The sequence below is a fragment of the Flavobacterium sp. P1_E4 genome, from assembly GCF_056405915.1.
Genome location: NZ_JBFUBE010000008.1, coordinates 123,402 through 137,990 on the forward strand (window position 1 = coordinate 123,402; position 14,589 = coordinate 137,990).

Consider the following 14,589-nt stretch of genomic DNA (forward strand, 5'->3'; position numbering starts at 1 on the left):
TAATTACTTACGGTTGGTAGTTTTTTATTTATTCTAAAAAGAGAATGTTAGTCGATTGCTCTTTTGGTAATATCTCCGAATGCATCAATTCTTCTGTCTCTAAAGAAAGGCCAGTTCTGACGCACATTTTCCTGTAAATCCAAGTCTACTTCGGCAATCAGGATTTCTTCTTTATCATGTGAGGCTTGCGCCAAAATCTCACCTTGTGGTCCTGCAATAAATGACGATCCCCAAAATTGAATTCCTGCAGTTCCTTCAATATATTGTTCCAAACCAATTCTGTTGGCAGCTGCTACATACACACCATTGGCAACGGCGTGACCTTTCATTACATTCATCCAAGCACCGTGTTGGTTTTCACCGTACTGTTCTTTTTCAAGCGGATGCCATCCAATTGCCGTTGGGTAAAACAACACATCGGCACCTTGTAAGGCTGTTAAACGAGCCGCTTCCGGGTACCATTGATCCCAACAAATTAGAGTACCTATTTTTCCTTTTTCGGTAGGGAAGGCCTTGAAACCTAAATCACCTGGCGTAAAATAGAATTTTTCATAGAAATGGGGATCGTCCGGAATGTGCATTTTGCGGTACAATCCTGCTTCGGATCCATCAGTATTAATAATATAGGCGCTGTTATGATAGATTCCTGCCATTCTTTTTTCGAAGAAAGGAACAATGATTACCACTCCCAATTCTTTTGCCAAAGCACTAAAAGCAATAAATGAAGTGCTGTACAATGGTTCTGCTAAAGCAAAATTGTCAACATCTTCACTTTGACAAAAATAATGACTGCTGTATAATTCAGGTAACGAAATCACCTCAGCCCCTTGATTGGCGGCATCGCGTACCCAACTCAAACATTTTTTAAGGTTGTTTTCGGCAACATCGTTTAGATTCAATTGAATCACCGCTATTTTGTATTTCTTCTTTGACATGGTAAAAAAATTAGACTGCAAAAATAGTTATTTTTTAAAAGAGTAGCGGTAATGGTTTTTAGATTTTTTTGAAAGTTCAATCGGTTGTAGTTTTACATAAATAGCAAAGAAAAATGCCTCCAAAAAGGTCTTAGCTTTTTGGAGGCATTTAATATAAGATGATCAAAGGTATTTTTTATTAATTGACAACTTTAATGCTGAAAGTTCCCATAGTGGCTCCCCAAATTTTCCACCACAATTGGAGCATTGCTTCAGTGCCTCTAGAGGCTGTAATATCTCCTAAATCTATGGTAGCTTCGTCTTTCCATCCAATTTCTTTTAGTAAATTTCTCACTATGTTTTTGGCTTCCTCATCATTGCCACATATAAAATTGGTATGATCTCCATCATTGAGCATGGACGGAATCATCATCAGGGTGCTCCACATGGTGTTTAGGGTTTTTACCACTTTTGTATTAGGAAATGTTTTTTGAATTTCTTCTCCCAATGAATTGGTGTTGCAAAGTCCCGGAATTAAACTAAATGTCATTCCTTTGCTAGTATCGATAGGGTTAGAAATGTCAATGATAATTTTATTGAAGATTCCGTTTCCAGCTTGCTTTAAAGCTTCAATTGTAAATTGTCCTTTGACGCAATTGAAGACGATTTCTCCAAAAGTTGCTGCTTCTTCAAAAGTACCATTACTCGCATTTTTTTCAAATTTATTAACAAATTCGATGGCTTTTTCATTGGTTTTGCTACGGGAGCCAATCATTACTTGATGACCTAATTCAATCAATTTGGTGGCTATTGTTGTGCCAACGGCTCCAGTTCCTAAAATTGCTATTTTCATTATACTCTATTTTGGGTTATTGAATCATAAAGTTATAAAAATAATGGAAATAGGCAACGGAAATGGTAAGTTTAGTAGTTTATTATGACTTAAAGTGTCGATGAGTTTACAGGAATACGCTTAGATTCTAAGGACTGAAGATTATTGACTTCAATTTATGTTTTTGTTTCGTTTGCTTTTCTATCAATATTAGCCAATTTTCTAAATTCACTGGGGTTCATTCCTTTGTGGTTTTTGAATAGTTTGTTGAGATGGCTCACATCCGTCAAACCAAATTCATCTGCAATTTCATTCAATCGAAAAGCTGTATGAAGCAGACGTGTTTCAATCAGTTTCATCCTATAGGAATTGATGTAGTGCTGAAAACTTTCCCCTGTTTGTTTTTTAAAATACTCACTCATATAATTGGGTGATAAATTAAAATGTTCGGCTAATTTTTCAATTTTTAAGGCATTTGGAAAATAAATATTTTGGTGTACATAACCCAATACAGACAATGGTTGGGTTGGATGGTATTGGTTTGCTGTTTCCAACAGGGCAATATTTCGTGCTGCTATTGTTATGACAGTATTTATTAGTTGTTGCATTACCTCCTGTTTATAGCCATTTTGCCCGTTCTGTTCTTTTATTAAAGCTTCTGCCAATGCTCTTATCAAGGGTTTGTCTTCTGTGTTTTTAAGGATACAACCCGGCAAATGATTATGATTGTAGAAAATATATTCCAGTTTTTTTAGCCATTCTCTGTCTTGTGTTTTTAGATAACTTTCATTGAATCTAAGAAAGAAAAATGTAGTTTTCTCTATTACTTCAAACCCGTGTGTGTCTTGGGGAAACATTAAAAAAAGTTTATTGGGAACATATTCCAATTGATGTTGGTTTATGATTTGGATTCCTTTTCCTTCAAGGATGAAAAACATTTCAAAATAAGTGTTTCGATGCTCATTGGCAGTATATGAATCGGTTTCTAATATTCCGATTTCGAACGGTAGGTAAAGATTTTTGATCAGCATCTTTTATATGTACAATTTTTCAATGTATATGTACAAATTTATTGAAATTTTTGATAGGAACTTTGTCTTATCAATAACAATTAAAATAAATAGCTATGAACACTTACACTTTTTTGATTTTACGTCTCACAATTGCAGTCAGTATGTTTGGACACGGACTTGTCCGTTTACCTAGATTAAGTACCTTTAGTCAATGGATGGTTGGAAATTTTGAGAAAACGATGTTACCCAAAGCATTGATTTTACCATTTAGTTATGTTTTGCCAATAGCCGAATTTACCATAGGATTACTGTTGCTTACAGGATTGTTTACAAAACCTGCCGCATTTGCGGGAGCGATAGTAATGCTAATACTACTTTTTGGTACAGCAATGATTGAAAACTGGGATGCCATTCCTTCTCAGTTGTTGCATCTTATTTTATTTGCGGTTCTACTGCAATTTATAACCAACAACAGTTATGCTTTGGATACTGTATTTTTAAAATAAATCAAGATGAATTCTCGTAGAACTTTTATAAAACAAGCCGGTATGGCTGGAGTGGCAAGTATGTTATCACTTGATAATTTTTTAATAAACGATAAAACAAACACTATTATGGATAGAAAATCAAAATGGGCAGACGGATCACGTTTGGTTGTTTCCGTTTCAATGCAATTTGAAGCTGGTGGTCAGCCTGATAATGCAGAAAGTCCTTTTCCGAAAAATTTAGATAAAGGTTATCTGGATTTGCCCGCTGCAACCTGGTACCAATATGGTTATAAAGAAGGCATTCCGCGAATGTTGGACAATTGGGATACCCTAGGTATCAAAGTAACTTCGCATATGGTCGGTTCAGCTGTGCTGAAAAATCCGCAATTGGCAAAGGAAATTGTGGAAAGGGGACACGAAGCCGCTGCACACGGAATGAATTGGAGTTCACAATACAATCTTTCTTATGAAGATGAAAAAAAGTTCATTCAGGACGGAGTTGATGCCATCAAAAGTGTTACCGGAGCAAAGGCTATTGGTTACAATGCCAATTGGTTGCGCAGAGGAGAAAATACTTTGAAAATATTACAGGAACTTGGTTTTAAGTACCATATTGATGATTTGAGTAGGGATGAACCCTTTATTGTTCAAGTGAATAATAAAGATTTTGCAGTGGTTCCTTATACCATACGCAATAATGACATTGTGTTGATTGAGGGGAAAAATTTCTCGGCTGATCAATTTTTTAATCAGGTGAAACTGGAGTTTGAACAACTGTATGCCGAAAGCGAATTTAAAAGAAGACAATTGTCAATTAGTTTTCACGACCGTATTGGAGGAACTCCCCAAATGGTTAAAGAAACCAAAGACCTTATCGAATATATGCAAAAGCACAAAGGAGTTGCCTTTAAAAGAAAAGATGAAATTGCCGAAATGACATTGAATGACAAGACGAGCATTCGGGAATGATTATGATTTAAAAAAAAGGATAATCATTTGATTAATAAATTCAAAAAAGCAACCCGTTATGGAATTGCTTTTTGTTTTTTAGATTGTAAATACTCTGCTTTTATATGAGCTGGTTTTAAATTATTATTGTTGTCCTAAATAACTCGTAAAATCTTCTCCATCTTACGGCCTTTTGCCAATTCATCTACCAATTTGTCTAAATATCTCACCTGTTGTGTCAACTTGTTTTCTATTTCTTCCACTCGATAGCCACAAATTACGCCAGTAATGAGGTGCGCATTAGGATTTATGGAAGCATTCTGAAAGAAGGTTTCAAAAGTGACTTTTTCTGCAATGAGTTCCTGCAGTTTTTTTTCGTCGTAACCGGTTAGCCACTCGATTACCTGATCCAATTCTTCTTTTGTTCTGCCTTTCTTCTCAACTTTTGTGATATAAAGCGGATATACTGTAGCGAATGTCATTTTGGCCATTCGCTCATCGTGATGGCTCGTGTCGTTCATATCTTAATTCTTGACTTAATTTGGCTTTTAATACTTTCTTTTACATTTTTCCAATCGTCATCCAGAATGCTGTAAAAAGCAGTATTTCTAGGCACTCCATTTGGTTCTATTTTATCTTTTCTCAAAATCCCTTCAAATTGTCCGCCAATTTTTTCAATTGCTTTTCTAGAACGTAAATTATTGTCTTTTGCTCTAAATTGAACTCTGTTGGCTTTTAAAATTTCGAAACAATAGTCGAGTAATAATAATTTACATTCCAGGTTTACGGTTGTTCCCCAATATTCTTTCATTATCCAAGTAACGCCTATTTCTAATTTTTTGTCATTAGGGAATATTTCAAGGAATCGTGTTGTTCCAATTATTTTATTGGAGTTTTTGTGAACAATTACGAAAGGATAGGCTGTTCCTTTTTCTCTATCATTCATTGCATTGTTGAAATTAGGATAAAATATTTCTTCAACTGAATAGTTTACGGAGGTTAGTTCCCATATTTCTTTATTGGCTGCTGCAAGAAATAAATCTTCTAAATGTTCTTTTTCTAAAGGGAGTAGTTCTATCTCAACTCCTTTTAACACTATAGGATGATTAATCCAATTGTTCTTCATAATTCTATTTTTAAGCTTAGGGCTAGTGTAGGTTGCCGACAAGTTTTACATTCCAGGCCAATACAAAATATTGAATTTGTGACCATCCGGATCAGCAAAGCCAAAAGTATAACCTTTTCCATAATCTTGAGGGGCTGCGAAGATTGTTCCTCCTGCCGATTTAACTTTTTCTACCCAATTATTTACTTCTTCTTTGCTTTCGGCAGAAAGGGAAAATATTATTTCGTTTTCTTTAGGAATAGCAATATTGCCGTTTACATCCTTTTTTAATCTTTGTTCAACGAAAAAATTGATAACAAATTTGTTTTGTCCAAAGAAAAAACTGGTTCCTTCATCCATTTTTCCATTTGGCTCAAAGCCTAATGCTGTATAAAATTGGGTTGTTCTTTCTAGGTCACTTGAGGCTAAGTTTGCCCATATAAATTTTGGTTCCATGACTTTTATTGTTTTAAAAAAAAGTAGTTAAAGTTATGAAACTCTATACAAAGAATCAAAAGTTGTTGGTTTTAATCGAAGACGGAAGGGCGGGAACATTGCTGAGCATTTACGGAAGAATTTATACAAATCTCTATTTTTTTAATTTCCTGATAATTCCTAAAATAAAAAATATCAATTTGCGCTTAGCGTCCAATACAGGAATCAATCCATGATTTTTCATGACTAGTTGTAGTTTATCGAAATCAGGAATACCATCAACATTAATCACTTCGGCGATATCTTCAAAATAGTCAGAATTCAAAATTCCTGGACTCACATGGCAAAGGAATTCCACAGTTTCGGCTGTATTGTTTGAAAAGCTGTGGGTAACGCCTCTAGGAATAAAAACAGAATCACCGGGGCCAATTTCGGTAGTTTTTCCATTAACAGTCCAACTAATTTTTCCTTTTACCCCAAAAACGGTTTCATCAAAATCGGAGTGATAATGCGGCATGGGTGTCCTTGATTTTGAAGGAATAATGCAGTTGAATATTGAAAGTTCATTGTTCGAATCTTTTCCTTCCTGTTTAAAATGGACTTCTATTCCCTCATTGTATTTTATAATTTTCATATGAAGATAATATTTGTTTTTTAGCGGAATATGGTATCGCCATTCTTCATTCCTGTTTGTCATTTGGAATCATGGCGATTTTATCTGCTTCTTTTTTAACAAAGTAAAAGGAATTATACTATTTATATTTTTAATCGGGATCAAAATTGTATTCTCGTGCCTATTACAAATTTATAATTATCTGAATATATTGGTATTCACTAGACAGACGCTCTCGGGGATTAAATGAAATAATTGAAATTCCAGTTTAGTTCTTTTTTATTTTGCGTTTCGAATTTTATGATTTTATCCATTATAGGTTTTTTATGTTCAGCTCCGATAAGAAATACTGCTTTAGTATATTTATTTTTGTCACAATAGTTATAAATGTTCTTAACCATTTCGTTTTCGCGCAGTTCAATAATATCCAACCATCGTTTGTATGTTAAAAGCCATTTCTCTTGATTTATATTTTTTAATATAATTTTCTCCAAAGAAATTCTCCGCTCAGATAATTCGCTGTATTGGTTGCTGTTTAGATATGGAAAACCAACTAGTTGCGATAAAATGTTGTGTTGAGCTAACAATATGTTGTATTCGTAACTTTGTCTAAATATTTCAAACATTTCGAGAATATCATTCTTAAGATCTTTGTTAATTAGTTCATTTTTCTCTAAATCTACAGGGAGATGAGAAATAGGATATTTTTGTATGTAGGACTTGATTGTATTTGTTTCTAATGTACCTGAATTTAATCCTCCATAAATTGCAGTAAATCCGTTAGGAGAAAGTTCCTCGAAAATTGCATCAGCAGCAATTGATTCAATAAGTTTATACAACTCTTTCGAGTTGCAACTACCATATTCTTTATGAACTGTTGCTATTAAAGTAATTTTGCACATAAGTAAATCAGTTTTGGTTACTATTGTCAAAAAAAATTATGCCAATTTCTCAGTTTTCAAATGGCATGCAACTTATTTATTTGTATTACAGAATACCCTCATTTAATTTTGGGTGACTTTGCATTTTTGTATTGTTTTACTAGTAAATATATGTGGTTTTTTTAAAATATAAATACTTAACAGATATAAAGACAGTTATTTACGATGAAAAGCTAAATAGGTTCCCTAGCACCGATGGAAGCAAAAAATCCTTTTGGGCTGGAATTTCAGCCCAAAAGGATATTACAGACAGCAAGTGGCACAACACAAATGTTGTCTGCTGTTTTATTCTTTTGTGAATACGAATTGTTGTCCTCCTTGTTTTAAATTCATTGTTTTTTCTGCGGGATTAAATTCCATAATAGCGCCTGCTAGTTCGAATGAAAACTTGTCTTTATCAGTTGCAACGAGTTCAGCAGAAGCTTGTCCTGTAGCTTGTGCTATCAAGGTGTTATTGTTTTTAGTGAATGTAATTTTTAGGGGGATGTCTTTGCTTGCATAAACTCCTAAGTATTTGTCTAATTCCTCAGTGGTAACCGATATCGTTTTAAATGATGGCATTTCATATGGCTGATTATATACTGCACTTACTAAAGCAATTGAGATATTGTTATTATTGAAAACCGAGCCATTACTTGTAAGTGTAATTGTTACATTTTGGTCGTCGAAATGAGCAAAAGCTGAAGTAAAATCATCTATTCCTCCAGTATGTCCATAGCCTTTTTTTTCATTAAATGGAACTTGAAATAACCCAATTCCGAAGCCGTCTTTTAATGTTTTCATTAGTTCAAGATTTTGGCTTGAAACTAATTTTCCATTAAATAATGCGTCTGAAAATAGGGTTAAATCGCTTGGCGTGGAAACGATTGCACCAGCTCCCAAGGGAATTGACATATCGGTTTCGGTATGTTTTACCCAAATGCCGTTTTGGAGTGAATAGGAAAAACTTTCATTGTCTTTTATACTGGTAGGTTTTCCAAAATAGGTATTCTTTAGATGTAATGGCTGGACAATTTGTTCATTCAATAAAAGGGCGTAATCCTTTTTATAAATCTTTTGCATTATCCATGTTAAAAGCACATAATTGGAATTACTATAAGAAGCTTTGGCGTCAGGTTTAAAATCGCTTCCACCCTTTATGATAGTGGCAAGTAATTCCTTTTCAGATGTCTTTTTTGTATCCCATTTTGAATACTCTACATCATCGGTAAAATTATGGATGCCACTTCGATGGTTGAGCAAATTGCTGATGGTTATTTCATTGGCATTTGGGACTTCGGGGATATATTGATCTAGCTTGTCGGTCAATTTTAGTTTATTAGCTTCGATCGCTTTAAAAACCAAAACAGTAGTAAAGGTTTTTGAAATTGAGCCAATTCTGTATTTAGTATTTTCATTAGGTTTTACTTTATTTTCGATATCGGAAAATCCAGTTTGCTTTGTGTAAATGATTTTTCCATTTTGAGAAATTGCCACACTTCCCATAAACTTGTTATTAGTTTCAAGGATATTGAAATATTGTTCCAATTTGGTTTTGTCAAGGTTTTGAGCGAATCCGGTTTGGACTAAAAGTCCAGTCGCTAATAGTGCAAAAAGAAAATTTTTCATGTTTTTTGTTGTCATTTTTGGTAGTTACTAACTTACTTTGTCAAAATAGCCTCCATCTTATTTATTTGTGCCAACAATGCAGCACATCGTATCTAATTAGTCGGTTTTTGAATTATTGTTATAGTAAATATATATATATATATATTTATTTATAATTTAAGAAACAAAATCTTACTAATCTTAAGTCGACATCATTCCTCCTGAAAAACTAAATATGTCGCCTAGCCCCGATAGAAGCAAAAATCCTTGTGAACCGGGGTTCGGTTCACAAGATTGAAGCGGATAGCGGGACTACTGTTGATGAAATGACAAATACTTCTGCTCCAAATTAATTGTAAAGGAACTCGGTTTAAATATTATAATTGAATTAACGTTTCGGCATAAATACCCTAAGCGGTAATGATTAAATTTGTGCAAACTTATGATGAATATGAAAACCCCGATTCCGATTTCCTTATTAGAGTTAGCGATAATTACGCAAAACAGCGATGCCAGCGAAACGATGCAAAAAACGAAAGAACTGGCGCAACTTGCCGATGGTTTGGGTTTTAAACGTTTTTGGTTAGCCGAACACCATAATATGGCCCACGTAGCGAGTACAGCAACGGTTGTTTTGATTGGTTTTATTGCAAGTCAGACCCAGAATATTCGGGTAGGATCGGGTGGGATTATGTTGCCCAATCATTCGCCGTTAATTATTGCCGAGCAGTTTGGGACATTGGGAATTTTGTATCCTGAGCGGATTGACCTTGGTTTGGGAAGAGCTCCCGGAACCGATTCGCAGACGGCACAAGCCATTCGGCCTGATTTTATTACCGAATCGCAACGGTTTCCGCAGAATGTAAAAGCGTTGCAGGACTATTTTTCGGAAGCGAATGCCACGTCAAAAGTTCGTGCTTTTCCGGCTGAAGGGACGAATGTTCCTATTTGGATTTTGGGATCGAGTATGGATAGTGCTTCGTTGGCTGCGGCTTATGGATTGCCGTATGCTTTTGCGGGGCATTTTGCGCCAAGGCAAATGATTCAAGCTTTTGAATATTATAGAGAAAATTTTAAACCGTCAATATATTTGGATAAGCCAAAAACAATGGCTTGCGTGAATGTAATTGCCGCCGATACGGATAATGAAGCCGAAGTTTTATCGACGAGTTTGTATCAAATGTTTCAGAATTTAGTTCAAAATACTAGAAAACCGTTGCAGCCTCCTGTGGCTTCCTTGTCTGATCTTATGAATGATATGAGCGAAGAAGCTCGTTTTCACGTCAACCAAATGACGGCTGGTTCATTTATAGGCAGTAAGGAAACATTAACCAAAGAATTAAAAGAGTTTATCAACTATTCCCGTGTGGATGAGTTGATGATTACTGCTCCAATCTTTAATCATCAGGATAAACAGAAGAGTTTGAAAATAACAAAGGAAGTTGTTGATGGGATTTGAATTGTAAATTGTGAATTGTGAATGATTCTATACCAAGTGCATTTTTTTATTTTAAACTCCAATAATCCATAAACTTGTCATCCCGAGGAACGAGGGATCTCCGTTGCTATATCGACAAACTAAGTCTATACAATGCGGAGCTTCTTGTGAAGATTCCTCGTTTCTCGGAATGACAATATTGGGTGTGACTTTTTCAAGGCAGTTTTTCCCTTTTCTTCTGTTCCGATAAAATACCGTTTAAGTATGGTTTCGTTGTGTTTTCTATTTCGGCTGCCGAGATGTTCAAAGCTTTAGGATTTTGAACCAATTGCAGCCAGGGTTTTGGCGCATCAAAATCGTATTTGCCAAAAACAATGACGGGAGTTCCTTTCACGAGTACGTTTTCATCATCCTTTAATATCCATTGGTCTGCCCAAGTGTAAAGGTATTTGGCATCTTTTTCTTGAAGCCTTAAACAGGAATGTGAGGCAGGATAGCCGGGCAATTCATACTGATGCCAGCCAACGCCTAATTTATTTGCAATATTAAAGTTCCAACGTAAATCCCACTCATCATTGAAAGTGCTTGTTGTTTTTTCGGCTTTCCAGTTGGTGTAAAAAAGTCCGATAGGTGTGGGGTCATTTTTTCGCCCCATATTGGTAGGACCAGAATAAATCAAATCTCCATTTTCATAAGCGGCAAAAGTTTGCGTAGGATAAGAAAAGAAAATGACTTTATTGATGTCTTTCAAGTAGGGAACAGCTATTGGAAACGGAAGATAAAACTCTATATCTCCAGTTAAATCACCAGGAATAAGGATAGAATCCATTTTAGCAATATTAGTTTTGTCAGTTCTATTAACGGCAAGAACGATTCGAAGTTCTTTAATGTCTGAGGTCTTTGCAAGCCATTGTTTGGTTTTTTCGAAATGAAACGAAATACTTTTGGGCTGTTTCCGAACTATTGTTTTTTTGACTGCATTAGAATCCTGATTGTGATTTTTGCACGAACAGAAAATCATAAAGAGTATTACTATGAGGAGAGTCTTTTGCATAACTAATTTCTTTTTGTAAAAATGAAAATTTAAACAAAGGAGAGTGTTATATAATAACGGCAATTTGTTATGTTATTATTGGGTTAATTTCAATTTTTTGAATCCAATATTTGTAGTTTTGTATTTCAATTTTTAGAAAGAACAATGAAGATATTATATACCTACATCAAAGATCACAAGCCTTTATTATTTTTAGCCTTGTTTCTAGCAGCAATCAACCAATGTTTTTCCTTATGCGACTCCATTATAATTGGTAAATTATTGAATCAATGCGGAGTTGGAGTGGCCACTTTCAATCATAATTATGCAAATTTCACCAAAGCAGTTTTGGGTTGGTTGGCTTTATCATTAGGAGCCGCGATGATGTCAAGAATCGCCAAAAATTTTCAGGATTATTTCACAAATATCATCATTCAGCGTACGGGTGCAAAAATGTACACCGACGGTATTCAAAAAGCGCTTGAATTGCCTTTCCAAGATTTCGAGGATCAACGAAGTGGAGAAACACTTGGAAAGCTTCAGAAAGTGAAAATTGATTGCGAAAAGTTCATCACTTTATCCATTTCATTAGTTTTTCAAACGATTATCGGAATCGTATTTGTAATGGGTTATGCGATTAATATCCATTGGCTGTTGGGGCCTATTTTTTTGGCAACTGTTCCCGTTGTTGCTTTTATCAGTTCTTTTTTGGGCACAAAAATCAAAAAAGTATCAAAGGAAATTCTAGGAGAAACAACCGCTTTGGCAGGAGCAACCACCGAATCACTTCGTAATATCGAACTAGTGAAAAGTTTGGGTTTAACGGAGCAGGAAGTGAATCGTCTCAACAGCACAACAATAAAAATATTAGGATTGGAGCTGAAGAAAGTTCGTTTTATCCGTTCGTTGAGTTTCATTCAAGGAACAACGGTGCATTTTATGAGAACCGGTTTGGTTTTTGCGTTGTACCTATTTATTTTTCAAGGAATCATCAAGCCGGGAGATATGATCACGTTAATGTTTTTCTCCTTCTTTTTATTCAATCCGTTACAGGAACTTGGAAATGTTATAGCAACTTTTAACGAAACAAAAGCTTCGATGGATAATTTTGGTGCTTTGATGAATGCGAAAAGCGAAGAGAAACCGTTGTTCCCAAAAACAATTGGGTTTATTCATAATTTGAGATTCTCAAACATTTCGTTCAAACACCAAACCGCCACTTCCTATGCTGTAAAAGATATTTCTTTTGAGGCCAAAGCCGGAGAAACAATTGCTTTTGTCGGGCCTTCGGGAAGCGGAAAAACGACTTTGGTTAAAATGTTGGTTGGATTATACACTCCAGAGGAAGGCGCAATTTTTTACAATGGAATAAACGCCAAAGACATTGACCTAACCGAGTTAAGACAACAGTTGGGGTTTGTGACCCAAGATGCACAATTGTTCTCTGGAACCATAAAAGATAATTTACTGTTCGTGAAACCTAATGCAACAGATGAAGAAATAAATGATGTTCTGCAAAAATCGGCTTGTCAAAATTTATTGTCTCGCGCCGAAAAAGGCTTGGACACGACTATCGGTGAAGGCGGTATTAAAGTGTCAGGTGGAGAGAAACAGCGATTATCGATTGCAAGGGCGTTATTGAGAAACCCTAGATTACTATTGTTTGACGAAGCGACATCGGCTCTGGATTCTATCACCGAAGAGGAGATTACGAAAACCATTCGAAGCATCTCATCCAAGCAGGACCAGATTACGGTATTGATAGCGCATCGTTTGTCTACGATTATGCACGCTGACAGAATCTATGTATTGGAGCAGGGAACTATTATCGAACAAGGAAAGCACCAAGATTTATTAAATGAAAAAGGCTTGTATTATGCGATGTGGAGACAACAGATAGGAGAGAGAAAAATAGTGGAAGTATAAAAATAAAAGCCAAACCCAATAATTAGTCGTTATTGGGTTTGGCTTTTTTATTTGCCATTTCCTCCAGAAGTTTCTCGGGAATTGGTCTGCATTTACAATTCTTTTGGTGTTCCAAATGCCATTGGACTCTTTGCTCGAAACTTGGGTTTTTAGGCATTCTGTTTTCCAAATGCCATTCTCTATTTATTTTCATGGCTTTATGTATTAAGATGTTTACTTTTCCCAAAAATCTTTTTGAATAAGATTACAATTCCCAAAACAATCATCCCAATTGTAAGCCCGATGCTAAATTCCTTTAAAAAGGAAGGCAATTGAGGCAATATATGATGCAAGAAATCAATATTATGTACAAATATACCGCCAGCCACTAAAATCAAGGCTATCGTGCCAATAACGGCTAAACTTTTAATGACTTTTGGAAGTGCTTGCACCAATATATTACCGATAACTTTTGATGGACTATTTTCTTTGGTACTCATTCCGATAAGTTTGAAACCCAGTTCATCCATTCTTACAATAATGGCTACGATTCCGTAAACACCAACGGTGGCCAATATGGCAATAAAAGAAACTACAACAATCTGGGACATTAGAGTTTCCTTAATCACGGTTCCAAGCGCAATAATTACGATCTCTACCGACAAAATAAAATCGGTTACTATTGCTGATTTTATTTTTTCTTTCTCGAATGCCAAAATTTCGGTTTCGGTGAACTCTTGAATTTTGGTTTCTGTAGTTGAATGTTTATGCGGGAACAGGTATTCGTATATTTTTTCTGCACCTTCATAGGCTAAAAAAAGACCCCCAAGCACTAAAATTATTATAATTGCCAAAGGAAAAAAAGCACTTAGGAGAAAAGCAATAGGTAAAATAATTAATTTATTGATGAAAGAACCTTTTGCAATTGCCCACAATACGGGAAGTTCTCTTGAGGAAACAAATCCGGAAGCTTTTTCGGCATTAACGGCTAAATCATCGCCCAAAATACCGGCTGTTTTTTTTGCCGCAATTTTACTCATTACGGCAACATCATCCATAAGTGCTGCGATATCATCCAATAGTGCGAAAAAACCTGATGCCATTATAATTTGTTTTTAAGGAGTGTATTGATTTTGGTAATGCTTTGCCAAATTCAATCAACACATTTTGATTGCTTATGCGAAATTAATGCTTTTTTGTTTGGATTTATTTATGGAATCAATGTTTTGAAATACTAAATCTCTCGTTTAGCCCCGATGGAAGCAAGTATCCTTTTATGCCGTGGTTCGGCATAAAAGATACTGTGGACAGCGGGAGTGAAGCTGTTATGAAAAACT

At 35.3% G+C, this 14,589-nt stretch carries 16 protein-coding genes; 4 read left to right on the top strand and 12 right to left on the bottom strand.

What is annotated here, in order from left to right; genetic code table 11:
* Nucleotides 1-47 precede the first annotated feature (47 nt).
* The 3 genes from AC1DY0_RS10020 to AC1DY0_RS10030 form a co-directional block, all read right to left on the bottom strand.
* A complete protein-coding gene (locus AC1DY0_RS10020; protein ID WP_111408688.1) occupies nt 48-935 on the bottom strand; it encodes a carbon-nitrogen hydrolase in 888 nt (295 codons plus the stop codon).
* A gap of 178 nt (nt 936-1,113) precedes the next feature.
* On the bottom strand, nt 1,114-1,767 hold the full coding sequence (locus AC1DY0_RS10025) for an NADPH-dependent F420 reductase (protein ID WP_477188459.1): 654 nt from the start codon (nt 1,765-1,767) through the stop codon (nt 1,114-1,116).
* Between the two features lie 155 nt (nt 1,768-1,922).
* Entirely contained in the window at nt 1,923-2,777 is an 855-nt protein-coding gene (locus AC1DY0_RS10030) for an AraC family transcriptional regulator (RefSeq protein WP_477188460.1), read from the bottom strand.
* A 95-nt stretch (nt 2,778-2,872) separates the two neighbouring features.
* Between AC1DY0_RS10030 and AC1DY0_RS10035 the strand changes: the two genes are divergently transcribed.
* Nucleotides 2,873-3,265: a DoxX family membrane protein gene (locus AC1DY0_RS10035; protein WP_477188461.1), complete on the top strand. Its 393-nt coding sequence runs from the start codon at nt 2,873-2,875 to the stop codon at nt 3,263-3,265.
* A 6-nt stretch (nt 3,266-3,271) separates the two neighbouring features.
* Nucleotides 3,272-4,216, top strand: a complete 945-nt coding sequence (locus AC1DY0_RS10040) for a polysaccharide deacetylase family protein (protein ID WP_477188462.1) — start codon at nt 3,272-3,274, stop codon at nt 4,214-4,216.
* Between the two features lie 134 nt (nt 4,217-4,350).
* On the opposite strand, the gene AC1DY0_RS10045 is transcribed toward AC1DY0_RS10040, so the two are convergent.
* The 6 genes from AC1DY0_RS10045 to AC1DY0_RS10070 form a co-directional block, all read right to left on the bottom strand.
* Nucleotides 4,351-4,716 carry a DUF2200 domain-containing protein gene (locus tag AC1DY0_RS10045; protein ID WP_477188463.1) on the bottom strand — a complete coding sequence of 122 codons (366 nt, stop codon included), beginning with the start codon at nt 4,714-4,716 and terminating at the stop codon, nt 4,351-4,353.
* Complete coding sequence (locus AC1DY0_RS10050; protein WP_477188464.1) at nt 4,713-5,321, bottom strand: GNAT family N-acetyltransferase; 609 nt, start codon at nt 5,319-5,321, stop codon at nt 4,713-4,715. Before AC1DY0_RS10050 ends, AC1DY0_RS10045 begins: the two co-directional genes overlap by 4 nt.
* A gap of 45 nt (nt 5,322-5,366) precedes the next feature.
* Nucleotides 5,367-5,756 (bottom strand): VOC family protein, encoded by a 390-nt coding sequence (locus AC1DY0_RS10055; RefSeq protein ID WP_477188465.1) that lies wholly within the window; start codon nt 5,754-5,756, stop codon nt 5,367-5,369.
* A gap of 133 nt (nt 5,757-5,889) precedes the next feature.
* Nucleotides 5,890-6,369 carry a cupin domain-containing protein gene (locus AC1DY0_RS10060; protein WP_477188466.1) on the bottom strand — a complete coding sequence of 160 codons (480 nt, stop codon included), beginning with the start codon at nt 6,367-6,369 and terminating at the stop codon, nt 5,890-5,892.
* A 221-nt stretch (nt 6,370-6,590) separates the two neighbouring features.
* Entirely contained in the window at nt 6,591-7,250 is a 660-nt protein-coding gene (locus AC1DY0_RS10065; RefSeq protein WP_477188467.1) for a hypothetical protein, read from the bottom strand.
* 324 nt (nt 7,251-7,574) lie between these two features.
* Entirely contained in the window at nt 7,575-8,897 is a 1,323-nt protein-coding gene (locus AC1DY0_RS10070) for a serine hydrolase domain-containing protein (protein WP_477188468.1), read from the bottom strand.
* 430 nt (nt 8,898-9,327) lie between these two features.
* On the opposite strand from AC1DY0_RS10070, the gene AC1DY0_RS10075 reads away from it, so the two are divergent.
* Complete coding sequence (locus AC1DY0_RS10075; protein WP_477188525.1) at nt 9,328-10,335, top strand: LLM class flavin-dependent oxidoreductase; 1,008 nt, start codon at nt 9,328-9,330, stop codon at nt 10,333-10,335.
* Nucleotides 10,336-10,528: 193 nt separating this feature from the next.
* Here the strand turns inward: AC1DY0_RS10075 and AC1DY0_RS10080 are convergent, their stop codons facing one another.
* Nucleotides 10,529-11,368, bottom strand: a complete 840-nt coding sequence (locus AC1DY0_RS10080; protein WP_477188469.1) for a L,D-transpeptidase — start codon at nt 11,366-11,368, stop codon at nt 10,529-10,531.
* Nucleotides 11,369-11,512: 144 nt separating this feature from the next.
* On the opposite strand from AC1DY0_RS10080, the gene AC1DY0_RS10085 reads away from it, so the two are divergent.
* Nucleotides 11,513-13,273 carry an ABC transporter ATP-binding protein gene (locus AC1DY0_RS10085; protein WP_477188470.1) on the top strand — a complete coding sequence of 587 codons (1,761 nt, stop codon included), beginning with the start codon at nt 11,513-11,515 and terminating at the stop codon, nt 13,271-13,273.
* Nucleotides 13,274-13,295: 22 nt separating this feature from the next.
* Here the strand turns inward: AC1DY0_RS10085 and AC1DY0_RS10090 are convergent, their stop codons facing one another.
* Both AC1DY0_RS10090 and AC1DY0_RS10095 read right to left on the bottom strand, forming a co-directional pair.
* Nucleotides 13,296-13,466 carry a hypothetical protein gene (locus AC1DY0_RS10090; RefSeq protein WP_477188471.1) on the bottom strand — a complete coding sequence of 57 codons (171 nt, stop codon included), beginning with the start codon at nt 13,464-13,466 and terminating at the stop codon, nt 13,296-13,298.
* A gap of 4 nt (nt 13,467-13,470) precedes the next feature.
* On the bottom strand, nt 13,471-14,355 hold the full coding sequence (locus AC1DY0_RS10095) for a DUF808 domain-containing protein (protein WP_477188472.1): 885 nt from the start codon (nt 14,353-14,355) through the stop codon (nt 13,471-13,473).
* Between the last annotated feature and the right edge of the window lie 234 nt (nt 14,356-14,589).